The organism is Leifsonia sp. NPDC058248 (genome assembly GCF_042881905.1).
Taxonomy (GTDB): domain Bacteria; phylum Actinomycetota; class Actinomycetes; order Actinomycetales; family Microbacteriaceae; genus Leifsonia.
The window spans coordinates 159001-178168 of sequence record NZ_JBHVXB010000004.1 but is presented as its reverse complement, the minus strand read 5'-3'; the positions used below and the strand labels follow the sequence as shown (position 1 = coordinate 178168).

Annotated in this window: 17 protein-coding genes; 15 read left to right on the top strand and 2 right to left on the bottom strand. The window is 68.9% G+C overall.

Annotation, left to right across the window (positions count from 1 at the left end; translation table 11 throughout):
- Nucleotides 1–40: 40 nt before the first annotated feature.
- Nucleotides 41–715 (top strand): TetR/AcrR family transcriptional regulator, encoded by a 675-nt coding sequence (locus ACFVV5_RS08420; protein ID WP_387241833.1) that lies wholly within the window; start codon nucleotides 41–43, stop codon nucleotides 713–715.
- 57 nt (nucleotides 716–772) lie between these two features.
- Nucleotides 773–1654: an SGNH/GDSL hydrolase family protein gene (locus tag ACFVV5_RS08415; protein ID WP_387241830.1), complete on the top strand. Its 882-nt coding sequence runs from the start codon at nucleotides 773–775 to the stop codon at nucleotides 1652–1654.
- A 2-nt stretch (nucleotides 1655–1656) separates the two neighbouring features.
- Here the strand turns inward: ACFVV5_RS08415 and ACFVV5_RS08410 are convergent, their stop codons facing one another.
- On the bottom strand, nucleotides 1657–2514 hold the full coding sequence (locus ACFVV5_RS08410; RefSeq protein WP_387241827.1) for a sugar phosphate isomerase/epimerase family protein: 858 nt from the start codon (nucleotides 2512–2514) through the stop codon (nucleotides 1657–1659).
- Between the two features lie 200 nt (nucleotides 2515–2714).
- Between ACFVV5_RS08410 and otsA the strand changes: the two genes are divergently transcribed.
- From otsA to ACFVV5_RS08360, 10 genes are all read left to right on the top strand, one after another.
- Nucleotides 2715–4193, top strand: a complete 1479-nt coding sequence (gene otsA, locus ACFVV5_RS08405; RefSeq protein ID WP_387241824.1) for an alpha,alpha-trehalose-phosphate synthase (UDP-forming) — start codon at nucleotides 2715–2717, stop codon at nucleotides 4191–4193.
- 38 nt (nucleotides 4194–4231) lie between these two features.
- On the top strand, nucleotides 4232–5041 hold the full coding sequence (gene otsB / locus ACFVV5_RS08400) for a trehalose-phosphatase (protein ID WP_387241821.1): 810 nt from the start codon (nucleotides 4232–4234) through the stop codon (nucleotides 5039–5041).
- Nucleotides 5042–5107: 66 nt separating this feature from the next.
- On the top strand, nucleotides 5108–6802 hold the full coding sequence (ilvD, locus tag ACFVV5_RS08395; RefSeq protein ID WP_387241818.1) for a dihydroxy-acid dehydratase: 1695 nt from the start codon (nucleotides 5108–5110) through the stop codon (nucleotides 6800–6802).
- 48 nt (nucleotides 6803–6850) lie between these two features.
- Nucleotides 6851–8659 carry an acetolactate synthase large subunit gene (locus tag ACFVV5_RS08390; protein WP_387241815.1) on the top strand — a complete coding sequence of 603 codons (1809 nt, stop codon included), beginning with the start codon at nucleotides 6851–6853 and terminating at the stop codon, nucleotides 8657–8659.
- Between the two features lie 3 nt (nucleotides 8660–8662).
- A complete protein-coding gene (ilvN, locus tag ACFVV5_RS08385; RefSeq protein ID WP_387241812.1) occupies nucleotides 8663–9172 on the top strand; it encodes an acetolactate synthase small subunit in 510 nt (169 codons plus the stop codon).
- Nucleotides 9173–9204: 32 nt separating this feature from the next.
- Entirely contained in the window at nucleotides 9205–10233 is a 1029-nt protein-coding gene (ilvC, locus tag ACFVV5_RS08380; RefSeq protein ID WP_387241809.1) for a ketol-acid reductoisomerase, read from the top strand.
- 137 nt (nucleotides 10234–10370) lie between these two features.
- Complete coding sequence (locus tag ACFVV5_RS08375; protein WP_387241806.1) at nucleotides 10371–11099, top strand: copper homeostasis protein CutC; 729 nt, start codon at nucleotides 10371–10373, stop codon at nucleotides 11097–11099.
- Nucleotides 11100–11331: 232 nt separating this feature from the next.
- On the top strand, nucleotides 11332–12924 hold the full coding sequence (gene serA / locus ACFVV5_RS08370; RefSeq protein WP_387241804.1) for a phosphoglycerate dehydrogenase: 1593 nt from the start codon (nucleotides 11332–11334) through the stop codon (nucleotides 12922–12924).
- Between the two features lie 96 nt (nucleotides 12925–13020).
- Nucleotides 13021–13386 (top strand): YciI family protein, encoded by a 366-nt coding sequence (locus ACFVV5_RS08365; protein ID WP_387241801.1) that lies wholly within the window; start codon nucleotides 13021–13023, stop codon nucleotides 13384–13386.
- A gap of 37 nt (nucleotides 13387–13423) precedes the next feature.
- The gene (locus ACFVV5_RS08360; RefSeq protein ID WP_387241798.1) at nucleotides 13424–14641 is read left to right on the top strand and encodes an RNA polymerase sigma factor; all 1218 of its coding nucleotides are present in this window, start codon (nucleotides 13424–13426) and stop codon (nucleotides 14639–14641) included.
- 16 nt (nucleotides 14642–14657) lie between these two features.
- Here the strand turns inward: ACFVV5_RS08360 and ACFVV5_RS08355 are convergent, their stop codons facing one another.
- Nucleotides 14658–15209: a TetR/AcrR family transcriptional regulator gene (locus ACFVV5_RS08355; RefSeq protein ID WP_387241795.1), complete on the bottom strand. Its 552-nt coding sequence runs from the start codon at nucleotides 15207–15209 to the stop codon at nucleotides 14658–14660.
- Nucleotides 15210–15269: 60 nt separating this feature from the next.
- On the opposite strand from ACFVV5_RS08355, the gene ACFVV5_RS08350 reads away from it, so the two are divergent.
- The 3 genes from ACFVV5_RS08350 to ACFVV5_RS08340 are packed head-to-tail and all read left to right on the top strand — an operon-like array spanning nucleotide 15270 to nucleotide 19115.
- Entirely contained in the window at nucleotides 15270–16805 is a 1536-nt protein-coding gene (locus ACFVV5_RS08350) for an MFS transporter (protein WP_387241793.1), read from the top strand.
- A gap of 56 nt (nucleotides 16806–16861) precedes the next feature.
- A complete protein-coding gene (locus ACFVV5_RS08345) occupies nucleotides 16862–17944 on the top strand; it encodes a 3-isopropylmalate dehydrogenase (protein WP_387241790.1) in 1083 nt (360 codons plus the stop codon).
- Between the two features lie 40 nt (nucleotides 17945–17984).
- Complete coding sequence (locus ACFVV5_RS08340; protein WP_387241787.1) at nucleotides 17985–19115, top strand: branched-chain amino acid aminotransferase; 1131 nt, start codon at nucleotides 17985–17987, stop codon at nucleotides 19113–19115.
- Nucleotides 19116–19168: the final 53 nt, after the last annotated feature.

Below are 19168 nucleotides of genomic sequence, written 5' to 3'. Positions count from 1 at the left end.
ACACTGCTGTATCGGGACCTCAATTCAGGAAGGTTTCAGCTTGGATACGTCAGCTCTCATAGAAGACGCGCCGGCCGAGTCGGCACGCCGCCGCAAGACCCGGACGCGCCTTCTCGACGCAGCGTTCGAGATCTTCGCCGAACACGGCGTGCATGCGGCCAGTGTGGAGATGATCACCGAGGCGGCCGGCTTCACCCGCGGCGCCTTCTACTCCAACTTCTCCAGCAAGAACGAGCTCTTCTTCGCTCTGATGGAGCGCGAGAAGTCCATCCGCATCGAGCAGCTCAACGACGGCGTCGCCCAGTTCCTGACGCCCGTCGTCCACCAGGGGACCGAGCTCGGCGACGATGTGGTCGTCGACATCATCACCAAGGTCCTCGAGCTGCAGTCCGACGACCGCCGCTGGTGGCTGCTGCAGACAGAGTTCCAGCTGCTGGCGATGCGCGACGCCGAGATCGCCACCGCCTTCCTCGCCTTCCAGGAGGGCTTCTTCCGCGAGCTCACCACGATCGTCGTCGAAGCCCTCACCTCTGCCTCGCTCCGGTTCACGATCGAGCCGGAGGAGGCGGTGCGCGTCATCACCGAGCTCTGCGGCAACGCCGAAGCGCACGCGCTCCTCGCGGGGGACGCGCGAAAGCTCTCCGAACGGCTGTCCACGAGCGTGACCGCCATCATGCTTGCGCTCACCGAACGGGTCCGACCGTCGCAGACGTGAGCGGGTTCGCGGCGATCACCGAGCCGCCATCAAGCCTGCGCCGGTAATGTGGAGCGGATGCGACGCAGAACCATCGTGATCCCGGTCATCGTCGTCGTCGCTGTCGCCGCGCTCGCCGGAGCAGCCGCCATCACCTGGGCGGCGACGCGTGACGCCGGCGCGCCGCGCGCTGTCGTGACGGAGGCGCCGACCCCCGGCCCCGCACCCACCGTCGACCCGTTCCCGCGCGAGGCGCTCACCCCCGAGACCCGGTATGTCGCTCTCGGAGACTCGTTCGCCGCCGGGATGGGCGCCGGAGACGAGAAGGGCCGGTGCGTGGCGAGCCCGAAGGCCTACCCCGACGTCTTCGCCAGCGCGGCGGGCATCGATCTCATCGCGAACACCGCGTGCAGCGGGGCGACGACGGCCGATCTGCTGAAGCGTCAGCTCATCGCGCTCGACGACCGCACCGACCTCGTCACGGTGAGCGTGGGAGGCAACGACCTCGGCGTCGCCGCGCTCGCGACCGACTGCTCCGCCGGAAAGGCCGTAGCCTGCCGCACCGAGCTCTCTTCGGCCCTGTCGCTGCTCAACGTTCTGCCCGAGCGTCTCGCGTCCGTCTACACGGCGGTCGCCCAGGCGGCGCCGAACGCGCGCATCGTCGTCACCGGCTATGCGACCCTCTTCGACGCCTCCGACCCGAGCGCCTCCGACTTCGGAATCGCCGCCGCCATCAACGCCGCCACCGTCGGACTCAACGAAGTGATCCAATCCGCCGTCGACGACCAGCGCTCGAACGGGGTGCCGATCACCTTCGTCGGAGTCGACTTCGACGGTCACGGCATCGGCACCGCGCATCCGTGGGTGAATACGAAGGGGTATACCGCTTTCCACCCCACGGCGGCGGGCTACAAGGAGTACGCGCACGAACTCGAGCGGCTCCTCGGCACCGCGATCTAGGATCAGGCGCGGCGCACCGGCAGCATCGAGGCGAGGGCGCGGCGCGAGCGGGAGAACCGCGGAACGTGCGGGACCGCGCCGTGCTCGCGAGCGAACTCGAGCGTCTCGCGGAGCATCCCGAGCCGTTCCTCCTCGGTGCGCGCCTTGCGCGTGTTGACCTCCGCGACGACGCTGCCCGACCAGCGTCTCGCTGCGAGCATCCGGAGCACCTCGGCCACCGGCTGACCGCCGTGGCCCGGCAGCAGGTGCTCGTCGAACACCCGTGAGTCGTCGAGCGCGCCCGAGCCGTCGCAGAGGTGCACGTGACGCAATCGGTCGCCCAGCCCGGATGCGAACTCGAGCGAGTCGAGTCCGCTGAGCGCGGCATGCGAGAAGTCGAGCGTGACGGCGTCGCAGTCCATCGCCGACGGATTCCAGCCGGGGGAGTACGCGGCGAGGGAGCGGCTGCCGACCTTCCACGGGAACATGTTCTCGACTGCGATCTCGACGCCGCTGTCGAGTGCCGTGCTGCGAACGATGCGCAGGAAGTCGTCGGCGTAGCCGGACTGCCAGCGGAACGGCGGATGCACGACCACGGTGTCCGCCCCCACCGCGGACGCCAGCGCGGCCGACCGCTCCAGCTTGACGCGCGGATCGCGCCCCCAGACGAAATGGGTGAGGAGCAGCACCGGAGCGTGGACGGACAGGATGGGCATCCCGTACCGCGCCGACAGCCGGAGCAGCGACTGGGCGGATTGCGTCACCTCGTCGCGGGTGACCATGACCTCGACGCCGTCGAAGCCGGCGAGGCGGGCGTAGCGGAATGCGTGCTCCGTCGAAAACGGATACACGCACGACGTGCTCATGCCGATGCGCATCACATTCGTCACTCTAGCCACGCACTCTGAACACCCGATGGCCGCCCAGGAAACGTCGGGCAGACTCCCGGTTCACACGACGCTGGTACCCTGTCGTACAGTGCGCAACGACCGGCGACCGACGGATTGGACCCACCATCTCAGCTCAGACCGACAGCAGCAGTGACAGCCGAACGGACCGGGAGAGCGGCGCGTACGATCTGGTGATCGTCTCGAACCGCCTGCCCGTCGACCGCGTCACGGACGACGAGGGGAACGCCAGCTGGCGCCCGTCGCCCGGTGGGCTGGTAGCCGCTCTGGAGCCGGTGATGCGGCGCGAAGACGGGGTCTGGATCGGCTGGGCGGGCGTCGCCGACGAAGACATCGAGCCGTTCGACTCCGACGGCATCAGCATCCACCCGGTGCGCCTCAGCGAGCAGGAGCTGCAAGAGTACTACGAAGGCTTCTCGAACGACACGCTCTGGCCGCTCTACCACGACGTCATCGCGCCGCCGAGCTTCCACCGCGAATGGTGGGACTCCTACGTCAAGGTGAACCAGCGGTTCGCGGATGCGGCTGCCGCGGTGTCGGCACGCGGTGCCGTGGTCTGGGTGCACGACTACCAGCTGCAGCTCGTGCCCGCCATGCTGCGGGCGGTGCGGCCCGACCTCGTCATCGGCTTCTTCAACCACATCCCGTTCCCCCCGTACGGCATCTACTCGCAGCTCCCGTGGCGACGCCAGATCATCGACGGCCTGCTCGGCGCCGACGTCATCGGCTTCCAGCGCGTCGCCGACGCGGGCAACTTCTCCCGTGCGGTGCGCCGCCTGAAAGGGTTCGAGACCCGCGGGCCGATCATCGAGGTGCCGATCGACTCGGACGACCCCGAGGCCGGATCGCACCGTCACGTCACGACCAACCGCCACGGCGGGCTCGTGCGCACCGTGCTCGCCCGGCAGTTCCCGATCTCCATCGACGCGGAGCAGTACCAGTCGATGGCCAGGCGGCCCGAGATCCAGGAGCGCGCCCGCCAGATCCGCGAAGAGCTCGGCAACCCGTCCACGATCATGCTCGGCGTCGACCGGCTCGATTACACCAAGGGCATCGGCCACCGGCTCAAGGCCTACGGTGAACTCCTCGCCGAAGACAAGCTCTCGGTCGAAGACGTGACCCTCGTGCAGGTCGCCAGCCCCAGCCGCGAACGCGTCGAGACCTACCGGCAGCTGCGCGACGAGATCGAGCTCACGGTCGGCCGCATCAACGGCGACTACTCCACGCTCGGCCACACCGCCGTCGCGTACCTGCACCACGGGTATCCGCGCGAGGAGATGGTGGCGTTCTACCTCGCCGCCGACGTGATGCTCGTCACCGCTCTCCGCGACGGCATGAACCTGGTCGCCAAGGAGTACGTCGCGACGCGCGTCGACGACGACGGCGTGCTCGTGCTGAGCGAGTTCGCCGGGGCGAGCGACGAGCTGCGCCAGGCGCTGCTCATCAACCCGCACGACATCGAAGGCCTCAAAGAGACCATCCTGCAGGCGGTCACGATGCCCAAGCGCGAGCGCGTCCGCCGGATGCGCGCCCTCCGCAAGCGGGTGCTCACCAACGACGTCGCCAAATGGTCGGCCTCGTTCCTCGACGCGCTCACCCGTAGCGCGCACGGGGACCACCCGTTGCAGAATCCGCCGGTCAACCGGCGCTGACCGACCGCACGCACGCCCATCGAACACGCGAAAGAAGCATGACCGAGACCGCACCGCCCACGCCCACCGAATCCGCCGTCGCTCTCGCCGCGGCCCTCAAGAAGCTCGCCGCGTCCGAACGCGTGCTGCTCGCGCTCGACTTCGACGGCACGCTGGCGCCGTTCGTCGACAAGCCCAAGGCCGCCCGCGCCCTGCCCGCCGCGACGGCCGCGCTGGAGAAGCTCGAGCGGATGCCGAACACCTGGGTGGCGTTCGTCTCCGGTCGGCCGCTGTCCAGCCTGGAGGTCGTCACCGAAGCCGATGACGACGCTCTCCTCATCGGCTCGCACGGCGTCGAGGTGCGGTTCGGCCGCGACGGCGTCTCCCTCGACCTGAGCGACGAGGAGCGCGCGACCCTCGCGCGACTCGGCGACGTCCTCGGGGCGTTGGTCGAGAGCATCCCGGGCACCCGCCTCGAGGTGAAGCCGGTCGGCTTCGGCGTGCATTACCGCGAGCTCGACCAGGACGAGGGCCCGGATGTCGTGGCCCGCGCCTACGAGGCCGCCGCCACCGTCAGCGACGCGCTCACCATCCGCGACGGCAAGGACATCATCGAGTTCTCGGTGCGCGGGGCCGACAAGGGCGACGGCATCGAGCGTCTCCGCGAGTACACGGCGGCCACCGCCGTGCTGTTCGCCGGCGACGACGTGACCGACGAAGACGGCTTCCGCGTCCTGCGGCCGGAAGCCGGCGACGTCGGCATCAAGGTGGGGGAGGGCGACACCCTGGCGCAGTTCCGCCTGGCCGACGAAGAGGCGATCGCCACGATGCTCACGCTGCTCGTCGAGGCGCGCGGATCCCGGTCGTAGAGCGGCCGATCCACCGAGTGCGCTCACATGGTCCGAGCGGCATGCGTGACGTCCTAGAGTTGTTGCATGCCTGACATCGATTGGAAACCGCGCTCACGCGTCGTCACCGACGGCATCGAAGCCACGACCAGCAGGGGCATGCTCCGCGCGGTCGGAATGGGCGACGCCGACTGGGAGAAGCCGCAGATCGGCATCGCGAGCTCGTGGAACGAGATCACCCCCTGCAACCTGTCGCTCGACCGCCTCGCCCAGGGCGCGAAAGAGGGCGTGCACTCGGGCGGCGGCTACCCGCTGCAGTTCGGCACCATCTCGGTCTCCGACGGCATCTCGATGGGTCATGAGGGGATGCACTTCTCGCTCGTGTCGCGCGAGGTCATCGCCGACTCGGTCGAGACCGTCATGATGGCCGAGCGCCTCGACGGCACCGTCCTGCTCGCCGGCTGCGACAAGTCGCTCCCCGGCATGCTCATGGCCGCTGCGCGTCTCGACCTGTCCGCCGTCTTCCTCTACGCGGGCTCCATCGCGCCGGGCTGGGTCAAGCTCTCCGACGGCACCGAGAAGGACGTCACGATCATCGACTCCTTCGAGGCCGTCGGCGCCTGCAAGGCGGGCAAGATGAGCGAAGAGGACCTCAAGCGCATCGAGTGCGCCATCGCCCCGGGCGAAGGGGCCTGCGGCGGCATGTACACCGCAAACACCATGGCCTCCGTCGCCGAGGCGCTCGGCATGAGCCTCCCCGGCTCCGCGGCGCCGCCCTCGGCCGACCGCCGGCGCGACTACTTCGCGCACCGCAGCGGCGAGGCCGTCGTCAACCTGCTCAAGCTCGGCATCACCGCCCGCGACATCCTGACCAAGGAGGCGTTCGAGAACGCGATCGCGGTGGCGATGGCCTTCGGCGGCTCCACCAACGTCGTGCTGCACCTGCTCGCGATCGCCCGTGAGGCAGAGGTCGACCTCACGATCGACGACTTCAACCGCATCGGCGACAAGGTCCCGCACATCGGCGACCTCAAGCCGTTCGGCAAGTACGTCATGAACGACGTCGACCGTCACGGCGGCGTCCCCGTCGTCATGAAGGCACTGCTCGATGCCGGCCTCCTGCACGGCGACTGCCTCACCGTCACCGGCAAGACCGTTGCCGAGAACCTCGCCGAGATCAACCCGCCCGCTCCGGACGGCGAGGTCATGCGCACCCTCGACAACCCCATCCACGCCACAGGCGGGATCACCATCCTCAAGGGCTCGTTCGCCCCCGAGGGCGCGGTCGTGAAGACCGCCGGCTTCGACGCAGACGTGTTCGAGGGACCGGCCCGCGTCTTCGAGCGCGAGCGTGCCGCCATGGACGCCCTCACCGCGGGCACGATCAGCGCCGGCGATGTCGTGATCATCCGTTACGAAGGCCCCAAGGGCGGCCCGGGGATGCGCGAGATGCTCGCCATCACCGCTGCCATCAAGGGCGCAGGGCTCGGCAAGGATGTACTACTATTGACCGACGGACGATTCTCAGGCGGCACAACCGGCCTGTGCATCGGCCACATAGCACCCGAAGCGGTGGACGCAGGTCCAATCGCCTTCGTGCGCGATGGTGATCTGATACGGGTCGATATCGCGGCTCGCTCCCTCGACCTACTTGTCGATGAGTCAGAGTTGACCGCCCGCCGGGAAGGCTGGGCGCCTCTTCCCCCGCGCTATACCCGTGGCGTTCTCGCAAAATACTCCAAGCTCGTGCACTCCGCTGCAGAGGGCGCGATCACGGGGTAGCTTGCGCCTCAACATCAACCGTTACGTACGTTAGGGACTCGCTTAAACATGTCCTCGGAAACCAGTACCCCCAGTACCGTGTTGCCCACCGCGACGCCCGGCAAGGCCTCGCCCGAACTCCTGACGGGCTCCCAGTCCGTCGTCCGCACCCTCGAGCTGCTCGGCGTCGACAACGTCTTCGGGCTGCCCGGCGGAGCGATCCTCCCCATCTACGACGCGATCATGGACTCCACCAAGATCCGTCACGTGCTCGTCCGCCATGAGCAGGGCGCCGGCCATGCGGCCGAGGGCTTCGCCGCGGCGAGCGGCCGGGTCGGCGTCGCCATGGCCACCTCCGGCCCCGGCGCGACCAACCTCGTGACCGCGATCATGGACGCGCACATGGACTCGGTCCCGATACTGCTAATCACCGGTCAGGTGTTCTCGACCCTGATGGGGACCGACGCCTTCCAGGAGGCGGACATCGTCGGGATCACGATGCCGATCACCAAGCACTCCTTCCTGGTGAAGAAGGCGGAGGACATCCCGGCCACGATCGCGGCGGCGTACCACATCGCCGGAACCGGTCGTCCGGGCCCGGTGCTCGTCGATATCACCAAGGACGCACAGCAGAACACGGTCCCGTTCGTCTGGCCGCCCAAGATCGACCTGCCGGGCTACCGGCCGGTCACGAAGGCGCACGGCAAGCAGATCCTCGCGGCGGCGCAGATGCTCGCCGAGGCCAAGAAGCCGATCTTCTACGTCGGCGGCGGTGTCATCCGGTCGCGCGCCTCGCAGGCGCTGCTCGAGCTCGTGGAGACGACGGGCGTCCCCGTCACCACCACTCTGATGGCGCGCGGCGCGTTCCCCGACTCGCACAAGCAGCACCTCGGGATGCCCGGGATGCACGGCACGGTGCCCGCGGTGCTCGCACTGCAGGAGGCCGACCTCATCGTCTCCCTCGGCGCCCGCTTCGACGACCGCGTGACGGGCAACACCTCGCTGTTCGCCCCCAACGCCAAGATCGTGCACGTCGACGTCGACCCCGCGGAGATCTCGAAGATCCGCGTCGCCGACGTCCCCATCGTCGGCGATGCCAAAGACGTCATCGTCGATCTCACCGCCGCGTACCAGGACGCGATCAAGCGGACCACGCCCGACATCATCGAGTGGTGGACCTACCTGAACGGCCTCCGCGAGGAGTTCCCGCTCGGGTACTCGCCGACGAGCGACGGGCTGCTCTCACCGCAGTACGTCATCAAGCGCATCGGCGAGCTGACCGGACCGGAGGGCATCTACGCCGCCGGCGTCGGCCAGCACCAGATGTGGGCCGCGCAGTTCATCAAGTACGAGCGCCCCAACTCCTGGCTCAACTCCGGTGGAGCCGGCACGATGGGATACTCCGTTCCGGCCGCGATGGGCGCCAAGGTCGCCCAGCCCGAACGCACGGTGTGGTCGATCGACGGCGATGGCTGCTTCCAGATGACCAACCAGGAGCTCGCCACCTGCACGATCAACAACATCCCGATCAAGGTGGCGATCATCAACAACTCGTCGCTCGGAATGGTGCGGCAGTGGCAGACCCTGTTCTACGACGGCCGGTACTCCAACACCGACCTGAACACCGGTCACGACACCATGCGCGTCCCCGACTTCGTGAAGCTGGCCGAGGCGTACGGCGCGCTCGGCATCCGGGTCACGAAAGAAGAAGACGTGGATGCGGCGATCAAGCTGGCCCTCGAGACCAACGATCGTCCCGTCGTCATCGACTTCGTGGTGAGTGCCGACGCGATGGTCTGGCCGATGGTTCCCCAGGGAGTCAGCAACAGCTACGTCCAGTACGCACGCGACCACAGCCCGGCATTCGAGGAGGAGTAACCGATGAGCACGCACGTCCTGTCACTCCTCGTCGAGGACAAACCCGGTCTGCTGACCCGCGTCGCCGGCCTGTTCGCACGCCGCGGCTTCAACATCGAGTCGCTGGCGGTGGGCACCAGCGAGCTGGAAGGGCTCTCCCGCATCACCGTCGTGGTGGATGTGGAGGACCTCCCGCTCGAACAGGTCACCAAGCAGCTCAACAAGCTCATCAACGTGATCAAGATCGTCGAGCTCGATCCGGCCCAGTCGGTGCAGCGCGAGCACCTGCTCATCAAGGTGCGTGTCGACAACACCACGCGCTCTCAGGTGCTCGAAGCGGTGAACCTGTTCCGCGCCCGCGTCGTCGACGTGGCCACGGACGCCCTCGTGATCGAGGTCACGGGCGACAGCGGCAAGACCCAGGCGCTCCTGAAGGTGCTCGAACCCTACGGCATCAAGGAGATGGCGCAGTCCGGCCTCCTCGCGATCGGCCGCGGCTCGAAGTCCATCACCGAACGCGTTTTCAAGAACTAGTTCAGAACCACATCACTAAGGAGAAACCACTCGTGGCTGAGATCTACTACGACAACGACGCAGATCTGTCGATCATCCAGGGCAAGAAGGTCGCCGTCATCGGTTACGGCTCGCAGGGTCACGCGCACGCGCAGAACCTCCGAGACTCGGGCGTCGAGGTCGTCGTCGGCCTGAAGGAGGGCTCCAAGTCGAAGCCCAAGGCGGAGGAGGCCGGCTTCACCGTGCTCAGCGCCGCCGACGCCGCCGCGTGGGCCGATGTCATCGTCATCCTCGCCCCCGACCAGGTTCAGCGTCACCTGTACGCCGACGACGTCGCGCCCAACCTGAGCGAGGGCAACGCGCTCGTCTTCGGCCACGGCTTCAACATCCGCTTCGGTTACATCGAGGCGCCCGAGGGCGTCGACGTCATCATGGTCGCCCCCAAGGGCCCGGGTCACACCGTGCGCCGCGAGTACGAGGCCGGCCGTGGCGTCCCGGTCATCGTCGCCGTCGAGAAGGACGCGACCGGCAACGCCTGGCCGCTCGTCCTCAGCTATGCCAAGGGCATCGGCGGCCTCCGTGCCGGCGGCATCAAGACCACCTTCACCGAGGAGACCGAGACCGACCTGTTCGGTGAGCAGGCCGTTCTCTGCGGCGGCGTCTCGCAGCTCGTCCAGTACGGGTTCGAGACCCTGACCGAAGCCGGCTACCAGCCCCAGGTCGCCTACTTCGAGGTGCTGCACGAGCTCAAGCTCATCGTCGACCTCATGTGGGAGGGCGGCATCGCCAAGCAGCGCTGGAGCGTCTCCGACACGGCCGAGTACGGCGACTACGTGTCGGGTCCCCGCGTGATCGACCCGCACGTCAAGGAGAACATGAAGGCCGTTCTCGCAGACATCCAGGACGGCACGTTCGCCAAGCGCTTCATCGCCGACCAGGACGCGGGCGCGCCCGAGTTCCTCGCGCTCCGCAAGAAGGGCGAGGAGCACCCGATCGAGGCCACCGGCCGCGAGCTCCGCAAGCTCTTCGCATGGAACGCTTCGAACGACGACGACTACGTCGACGGCGAGGTCGCGCGCTGAGCGCAGCCGCCTGAACAGTCGATAGCCTGAGAGGTGCCGACACCCTCCGCCTGTGCGGAGCGGTGCGGCACCTTTCCGGTTTCGGCACCGACCCGCCTCGGCGGGACGCCCGCTCCGGCGACCCAGAGGAGAACCCGATGACGCGACGACTCGCGGTGGAGATCGCGGTGCAGGACCGCGCCGGGGTGCGCATCGCGCTCGAGGCGGAGGCCGACCGCGTCGAACTCTGCACCGCGCTCGGCGTCGGCGGGCTGACACCGTCGGCCGGCCTCATCGACGTTGCGGTGGCCGAGGCCGAGGCGGCGGGACACGAGGGCTTCGTGCACGTGCTCGTGCGACCGCGCCCGGGAGGGTTCGTCTACACGCCCGACGAGATCGACCTCACCGTGGCCGACATCCGGCATGCCCGCTCGGCGGGAGCATCCGGAGTCGTCGTCGGTGCGCTGGACGACATCGGCGCGGTCGACGAAGAGGCCGTGGTGCGATTCGTCGAGGCCGCGGGCGACCTCGAGGTCACCTTCCACCGCGCCATCGACATCGTTCCCGACCCGATCGGCGCCCTCGAGACGCTCGTCGCGCTCGGGGTCCGACGCATCCTCACCTCCGGAGGGGAGGCCCGCAGCGTCGACGGAGTCGGGATGCTCGCCGCACTCACCGCCGAGGCGTCCGGCCGCCTCCAGGTGATGGCCGGAGGGGGAGTGACGGTGTCCGACATCCTCGCCATCGCCGCGACCGGGGTGGACGCGGTGCATCTGTCTGCGCGCACCATCGCGCTCGGGGCGCCCAGCGGCCCCGGCGGAGGCGACCCGTCGTACGACCTGACGGACCCCTCGATCGTGCGCGCCGCGGTCGCCGCCGCAGGCTGAGCCGGCCGCGCACGCCGCCTGCAATCGAGTCCTGAGTCGCTGGGTCGAAACGCGCCCGTTTCGACCCAGCAACTCAGGACTCGATTGCGCGGACGCGGGTGCGGGGTGCGGGGCGCGGGGCGTAACGCGGCGAAAGACGACCTGCGCCAGCCGGTAGAGTGTGTGCTGATCGCGCCCCAATGATCGTGGCGCTCGCCTCCCAAGCCTGCTCCCCTCTCAAAGGAACCGCCACGTGACAAAGCCGGTCGTGCTGATCGCCGAAGAACTCTCGCCTGCCACCGTCGACGCCCTCGGGCCGGACTTCGAGATCCGCTCGGTCGACGGAACGGATCGCCCCGCGCTGCTGTCCGCGGTCGCGGATGCGGAGGCGATCCTGGTGCGGTCGGCGACCAAGGTCGATGCGGAGGTGCTCGCGGCGGCACCCCGACTGCGCGTCATCGCGCGCGCCGGAGTCGGGTTGGACAACGTCGACATCAAGTCGGCCACCACCGCCGGCGTGATGGTCGTGAACGCTCCGACCTCCAACATCATCTCGGCGGCAGAACTGACGGTCGGCCACATCCTGAGCCTCGCCCGCCACATCCCGGCCGCGCACAGCGCTCTCGCGCAGGGCCAGTGGAAGCGCTCGAAGTACACCGGCGTCGAGCTCTACGAGAAGACGGTCGGGATCATCGGGCTCGGCCGCATCGGCGCGCTGATCACGGCCCGACTGCAGGCGTTCGGCACCAAGGTCATCGCCTACGACCCCTACGTCACCTCGGCCCGCGCGCAGCAGCTGGGCGTGCAGCTGGTGACCCTCGACGAACTGCTCGCCGAGGCCGACTTCATCACGATCCACATGCCGAAGACGCCCGAGACCACGGGCATGATCAGCGACGACCAGCTCGCGCTGATGAAGCCGACGGCGTACGTCGTGAACGTCGCCCGCGGCGGTCTGATCGACGAAGACGCGCTCTACCGCGCGCTCTCGACCAAGTCGATCGCGGGGGCCGGCCTCGACGTGTTCGTCAGTGAGCCGCCCACCGACTCGCCGCTGCTCGCGCTCGAGAACGTCATCGTCACGCCGCACCTCGGCGCCTCGACCGACGAGGCGCAGGAGAAGGCGGGCGTCTCGGTCGCCAAGTCGGTGCGCCTCGCACTGGCGGGCGAGCTGGTCCCGGATGCGGTCAACGTCGCCGGCGGCGTCATCGACCCCTACGTGCGCCCCGGCATCCCGCTGGTGGAGAAGCTCGGCCAGGTCTTCTCGGGCCTGGCGCACAGCCCGCTCACGAGCGTCGACGTCGAGGTGCGCGGCGAGCTCGTCGAGTTCGACGTGAGCGTGCTCAAGCTCGCCGCCCTCAAGGGGATCTTCACCAACGTCGTCAGCGAGAACGTCTCGTACGTCAACGCGCCGCTGCTCGCTGAGCAGCGCGGCATCGAGGTCCGGCTCATCACCGACTCGGTCAGCGAGGAGTACCGCAACCTGATCACTCTGCGGGGCGCCCTGAGCGACGGCTCGCAGGTGTCGGTCTCCGGCACGCTCACCGGGACGAAGCAGATCGAGAAGGTCGTGGAGATCAACGGCTACGACGTGGAGGTGCCGATCGCCGAGCACCTCATCGTCATGGTCTACGACGACCGTCCCGGCATCGTCGCCGTCTACGGCCACGAGTTCGGCGACGCCGAGATCAACATCGCGGGCATGCAGATCGCCCGCACCTCGGCCGGCGGCAAGGCGCTCAGCGTGCTCACCGTCGACTCCCGTGTGCCCGACGGACTGCTCGAGAAGGTGCGCGTCGCGATCGACGCCGACCTGATGCAGGAGATCGACATCACCGAGTCCTGAAACTTTTTCGGGCGGCCTGTCGATTTCTGCGGGAGGCTTACGTCGTACTGGTGTTCACATCAGAAGCGCGATCAGCGCGAGACGTAGGGAGACATCATGTCCGAAGAGTATGTGGTCCTCATCCGTGAGCCCGACTGGAACCCGGGGGAGATGTCCGCCGAGGCCATCCAGGCCGGCATGGCCGGTCACGGGGCGTTCCAGGAGGCAGTGGCCACGGCCGGGGAGAAGATCCTCGGAGGCAGCGCGCTGCAGTCGGTCTCGGAGGCGACCAAGATCACTCCGCGCGAGGGGAGCACTCCGGTCTTCACCGACGGACCCTTCGGTGAGACTCGCGAAGTGGTGACCGGCTTCTACAGCTTCACCGCGTCGAGCCCGGAGCAGGCCAGAGAGCTGGCCGCACTGGTGCCGACCCACGGCTGGGTCGAGCTGTATCCGGTGCTCGTGCTCGATCGGGTCAGCTGACCTGTCGTCCCGGAGGCCCGGCCTGATTGAATGAGCTGTGGCCTCCGGGATCGAGCAAGCCTTCCGTGCTGACGCTCCGCGCATCCTCGGCGCCGTCGCACGGTACACCGGCGATCTGCTGACGGCCGAGGATGCCGTGCAGGAGGCGTTCGCCCGTGCCGTCGAGCTGGCGGCCCGCGGCCACGCGCCCGACAACCCGTCCGCCTGGATCACCACGGTGGCCAGACGGATCGCGGTCGACACGATCCGCAAGGAACGCACGACCACGCGCTCGCTCCCCGCCCTCGCGGCCGAGCTGCGCCGAACCGCGGATACCCCCATGCCCGAGACAGAGTTCGCCTTCACCGGCGACGAACGACTGGAGCTGATCCTGCTCCTCTGCCACCCCGAGGTGAGCGAGGAGGCCAGGGTGGCGCTCGCCCTGCGATTCGTCTGCGGGGTTCCGACCCGTGAGGTCGCGGCGGCGTTGCTGGTTCAGGAGGCGACGATGGCCGCGCGGCTCACCCGGGCCAAGCGGCGGATCCACGATTCGAGCATCCGGTTCGCCATCGACGACGACGCCGACGTCGAGGCGCGGTTCCCGGATGCCCTCACCACCATCTACCTCCTTTACACCGTCGGCCACGCGGCGCCCGACGACCGCGTGCGTGCTGACGCCCTGGTGCTCGCCCGCGACGCCCACCGCATCCGGCCCGACGATCGCGAGGCGGACGGCCTCCTCGCGCTCCTGCTGCTCACCGAGGCGCGGCAGGCGACCAGACTGTCGCCCGACGGTGATTTCGTGACGCTCGCCGAGGCCGACCGCGGCGGCTGGAACGCCACGATGATCACCGAGGGGGAGCGCCTGGCGACGACGGCGCTCGGCGGACGGGGACGTTTCGCACTGCAGGCCGGGATCGCGGGACTGCATGCCCTCGCACCGAGCTGGGCCGCCACCGACTGGCCGGGGATCGCCCGGCTCTACGACCGCCTGGTCGAGATCTGGCCGTCGCCGTCCGCGCGCCTGGGCCGGATCGTCGCCCGCGGCTACAGCCCCGACGTGGGGCCGGAGGCAGCTCTTGCCGAACTCGGCGCCGATCGGGAGCTCTTCACCGGGACGCTCGCGCCGCAGGCGTTCGCCGTACGCGGCGACCTCGCGCGGCTGGCGGGGGATGCGCGCACGTCGGCCACCGCGTACCGGCGGGCGATCGAGCTCGAGCCGAACGAGCGGGTGCGCCGGTTCCTCAGCGCGCGGCTCGACGGCCTCGGGCGGTAGCCAGGGTCACCCGCCGTCAGCGGCCGGTCCCGCCGGCGAGCTCTTGCACGAGCGCGATCAGCCGGTCCATGTCCGCGTCGCTCGTGACCACTGCCGTGGTGTCGGGCAACAGGGCCGAGTTGTAGTAGATCCCGTCGCCGATGAGCATGATCGCCTTCGCCGCGATCGGGTCGGCGACGGCCGATTCCAGGATGCCCAGCCAGCCCTGCTGCATCCGGCTGAGGGTGTCGCGTGCTCGCGCATCTGCGCCCTGGGCGAGCCGCGCCGTAGCGATCACCGTGCGGTCGAGGGAGCTCTGCGACGACACGGAGCTGCGCACGAAGTAGTCGACAGGGCCGGCCGGCGCCGTGCGCATCCGCTCCAGGTCGTCGGCCACGAGCACCCGCAGCCGTTCGAGCACACCTTCGACCAGGGCGTCCTTCGATGCGAAGTGGTAGAGCAGGCCGCCCTTGGAGACGCCGGCGCGGGCGGCCACGGCGTCGAGCGTGGCGGCGCGCTCGCTCTGCTCGGTGAGCAGCTGTTCGAAGGCGTCGAGGATGCGGTCGCGGGCTGACGGGGTCGGGGGCATGACCACATGTTAGCCGTCTCGGAGTTGTTACTGTACCGTCCAGACGGTAAAGTAGGAATCATGTCCGCCCTGCCCACCACGCACCCGTCGCCCGTCGTCGCCCCCGCGCGCGCCGGCGCCCGGGAGTGGCTGGCGCTCGTCGTGCTCATGCTCCCGGTGCTCCTGGTCTCGATCGACAACACGGTGCTGAGCTTCGCGCTGCCGTCGATCGCGCAGGCGCTCGAGCCGAGCGGCACCGGGATGCTCTGGATCATCGACGCGTACCCGCTCGTGCTCGCGGGCCTGCTCGTCTCGATGGGGAGTCTCGGCGACCGCATCGGCCGCCGCCGGCTGCTGATGATCGGGGCGACCGGCTTCGCTGCCGTGTCGATCGCCGCCGCCTTCGCGCCGAGCACCGAACTGCTGATCGCCGCGCGAGCCAGCCTCGGCTTCTTCGGAGCGATGCTGATGCCGTCGACGCTCTCACTGCTGCGCAGCGTGTTCGCCGACCGCGACCAGCGACGGCTCGCGATCGCGATCTGGGCCTCCGGTTTCGCCGCCGGCTCCGCACTCGGTCCGATCGTGGGAGGGCTGCTCATCGAGCACTTCTGGTGGGGCTCGGTCTTCCTGCTGGCCGTCCCGGTGCTCATCCCGCTCCTGATCCTGACGCCGCTGCTCATCCGCGAGTCGCGCGACCCGAACCCGGGACCGATCGATCCGGTGAGCATCCTGTTGTCGCTCACGGCGATGGCGCCGGTCGTCTACGGGATCAAGACGCTCGCGGGCGGCGGCTTCTCCGTGGTCGGTGTCGTCGCGATCGCGGTGGGCGTCATCGCCGGCGTGCTCTTCGTGCGCCGTCAGCTGAGGCGGCCCATCCCGATGCTCGACATGCGGCTGTTCCGTCGCGCGTCCTTCAGCGGAGCGGTGCTCATCAATCTGCTCAGTGTCATCTCGCTCGTCGGATTCCTGTTCTTCGTGTCGCAGCACCTGCAGCTGGTCATCGGTCTCAGCCCGATCGAGTCCGGGCTCGTGCTGCTGCCCGGGCTGGCGACCATGATCGTCGCCGGTCTCGTCATCGTGCCGATCGCCCGGCGCGTCCGGCCGAGCATCGTGATCCCGATCGGGCTGCTGATCTCGGCGACCGGGTACGGTCTCATCGCCATCGTGGGCGGGGACGCGTCCGCGTCCGCGCTCCTCCTCTCGTTCGTGCTGCTCGGCGCGGGCATCGGAGCCGCGGAGACCGTCTCGAACGACCTGATCATCTCCAGCGCGCCCGCGAACAAATCGGGGGCGGCCTCTGCCGTCTCCGAGACCGCCTACGAGCTCGGAGCCGTGCTGGGGACTGCGATCCTCGGCACGATCCTCACCGCCTCGTACCGCGCGGCCGTCGAGCTCCCGGCGGGGCTGAGCGAGGCGCAGGCGGGCGCCGCGCGCGAAACCCTCGGTGGCGCCACCACAGTGGCCGGCCACCTCCCGGCCGGCCTCGGAGAGAGCCTGCTGGAGTCCGCGCGTCTCGCGTTCGACTCCGGGGTCGCCCTCACCGCCGGCATCGGTTCGGCCCTGATGGTCGTCGCCGCCGTGCTCGCCGTGGTGTCGCTCCGCAACGTGCGCGACTGAGCCGGGCGGCCGCCGGTAATGTTGCAGGAAGACCCTCACGAGAGCTCAGGAGAAGCATGCCGCAGACGATCAGACTCGCCGTCATCCCGGGGGACGGAATCGGGCCGGAGGTGGTCGCCGAGGCGGTCAGGGTGCTCGACGCGGTCACGGCCGGCAGCGACCTCGTGTTCGAGAAGACGCCGTTCTCGCTGGGCGCCGCGCGCTTCCTCGAGACCGGCGACGTGCTCACGGATGCCGACCTCGCCGCGATCGCAGAGCACGACGCGATCCTGCTCGGCGCCGTCGGGGGAGTGCCGGGCGACCCGCGTCTCGCGAACGCCAACATCGAGCGGGGGCTCCTGCTGAAGCTCCGCTTCTCGCTCGACCACTACGTCAACCTGCGCCCGACCAGGCTCTTCCCGGGCATCGCCAGCCCGCTCGCGAACCCCGGCGACGTCGACTTCGTCGTGGTGCGCGAAGGCACCGAGGGCCCGTATGTGGGCAACGGCGGCGCGATCCGGCAGGGCACGCCGCACGAGGTCGCCAACGAGGTGTCGGTGAACACCGCCTACGGCGTCGAGCGCGTCGTACGCTACGCCTTCGAGCAGGCCGAGTCTCGGCGCCACAAGCTCACCCTGGTGCACAAGACCAACGTGCTGACCTTCGCCGGGGGGCTGTGGAAGCGCATTGTCGACGCGGTCGCGGCCGAGCATCCGGATGTCGTCGTCGACTACCTGCACGTCGACGCGGCCACCATCTTCCTCGTCACCGACCCTGCTAGATTCGATGTGATCGTCACGGACAACCTCTTCGGCGACATCCTCACCGATCTCGCGGCCGCGATCAGCGGCGGCATCGGACTGGCGGCCTCGGGCAACATCAACCCCGCCGGCGTCTTCCCCAGCATGTTCGAGCCGGTCCACGGATCCGCGCCCGACATCGCGGGCCGGCAGAAGGCCGACCCCACCGCGGCGATCCTCTCCGTGGCGCTCCTGCTCCGACACCTCGGCCGGCCGGAGCTCGCAGAGCGTGTGGAGGCAGCGGTGACAGCCGACCTCGCCAACCGCGCGCAGAACGCCGGCGCCGCGTCCAGCACCACCGCATCCCGCACCACTGCGCAGATCGGCGACGCAATCGCCGCCCTGGTGGCGCAGAATTAGTTCAACCCCGCTCGAATCGAGTGCAGCGCAAAGGACTCTTATGAACGCTTCGACCAGCATCACCCTCACCGACGGCCCGACCACGTCCGGCCTCCAGTTCGCCGTGACCCGCAACGAGGCGGCACGGAGCGTTGCCGAGCGTGACGAGATCCTCGCCAACCCCGGTTTCGGGAATCACTTCACCGACCACATGGTCGACCTCTGCTGGTCGGCCAAGGGCGGCTGGCACCGGCCGCGGGTCTCGCCGTACGGCCCGATCCAGCTGGAGCCGTCGGCCGCCGTGCTGCACTACGCCCAGGAGATCTTCGAAGGACTCAAGGCGTACCGGCACGAAGACGGCTCGATCTGGACATTCCGCCCGGAGGCGAACGCGGCCCGGATGCAGCGCTCGGCCTACCGGCTCGCCCTGCCAGAGCTCCCGGTCGAGTACTTCCTCGAGACGCTCAAGCAGCTCATCGCGCTCGACGGCGACTGGGTCCCCTCGGCTCCCGAGACCAGCCTCTACCTGCGCCCGTTCATGTTCGCGAAGGAGGCGTTCCTCGGGGTGCGTCCGGCCAACAAGGTGGCGTACTACCTGATCGCGAGCCCGGCCGGCGCCTACTTCTCCGGCGGCGTCGCGCCCGTGTCGATCTGGCTGACCGAGCGGTACTCGCGGGCCGGCAAGGGCGGAACCGGCGCGGCCAAGACCGGCGGCAACTACGCGTCGAGCCTCCTCCCGCAGGCCGAGGCCGCGGAGCACGGCTGCGCGCAGGTGCTGTTCCTCGACTCCGTCGAGGGCAAGTACCTCGAAGAGCTCGGTGGCATGAATGTGGTGCTGGTCTACAAAGACGGAACGCTCGTGACCCCCGAGTCCGACAGCATCCTCGAAGGCATCACTCTCGAGTCGGTGCTGCAACTCGCGCGCGACCGCGGCCATAAGGTCGAACAGCGCAAGGTGACCATCGACGAGTGGCGCATCGGCGTCGAGTCCGGCGACATCGTGGAGGTGTTCGCCTGCGGTACCGCTGCGGTGATCACCCCGATCGGTGAACTCAAGTCGGACACGTTCACGGTCGGCGACATCACGGCTCCTCCCGGGGAGCTCACCATGTCGCTGCGCCAGGAGCTCACCGACATCCAGTACGGCCGCGTCGCCGACCGCCACAACTGGATGACGCGGCTCGACGCATAGCCGCTCGCCCGCGCCGCCACTTCCGTTGAGGGGTGGCCAACGCAGCAGAATCG

What these genes read in the sequence shown, in the direction of transcription:
- ACFVV5_RS08365 (WP_387241801.1), top strand. Translation starts at nt 13,021, where the DNA reads ATGTCCGAAGAGTATGTGGTCCTCATCCGTGAGCCCGACTGGAACCCG.
- ilvN (WP_387241812.1), top strand. Translation starts at nt 8,663, where the DNA reads ATGAGCACGCACGTCCTGTCACTCCTCGTCGAGGACAAACCCGGTCTG.
- ACFVV5_RS08415 (WP_387241830.1), top strand. Translation starts at nt 773, where the DNA reads ATGCGACGCAGAACCATCGTGATCCCGGTCATCGTCGTCGTCGCTGTC.
- ACFVV5_RS08390 (WP_387241815.1), top strand. Translation starts at nt 6,851, where the DNA reads ATGTCCTCGGAAACCAGTACCCCCAGTACCGTGTTGCCCACCGCGACG.
- ACFVV5_RS08340 (WP_387241787.1), top strand. Translation starts at nt 17,985, where the DNA reads ATGAACGCTTCGACCAGCATCACCCTCACCGACGGCCCGACCACGTCC.
- ACFVV5_RS08350 (WP_387241793.1), top strand. Translation starts at nt 15,270, where the DNA reads ATGTCCGCCCTGCCCACCACGCACCCGTCGCCCGTCGTCGCCCCCGCG.
- ACFVV5_RS08345 (WP_387241790.1), top strand. Translation starts at nt 16,862, where the DNA reads ATGCCGCAGACGATCAGACTCGCCGTCATCCCGGGGGACGGAATCGGG.
- ACFVV5_RS08355 (WP_387241795.1), bottom strand. Translation starts at nt 15,209, where the DNA reads ATGCCCCCGACCCCGTCAGCCCGCGACCGCATCCTCGACGCCTTCGAA.
- ilvD (WP_387241818.1), top strand. Translation starts at nt 5,108, where the DNA reads ATGCCTGACATCGATTGGAAACCGCGCTCACGCGTCGTCACCGACGGC.
- ACFVV5_RS08375 (WP_387241806.1), top strand. Translation starts at nt 10,371, where the DNA reads ATGACGCGACGACTCGCGGTGGAGATCGCGGTGCAGGACCGCGCCGGG.
- otsB (WP_387241821.1), top strand. Translation starts at nt 4,232, where the DNA reads ATGACCGAGACCGCACCGCCCACGCCCACCGAATCCGCCGTCGCTCTC.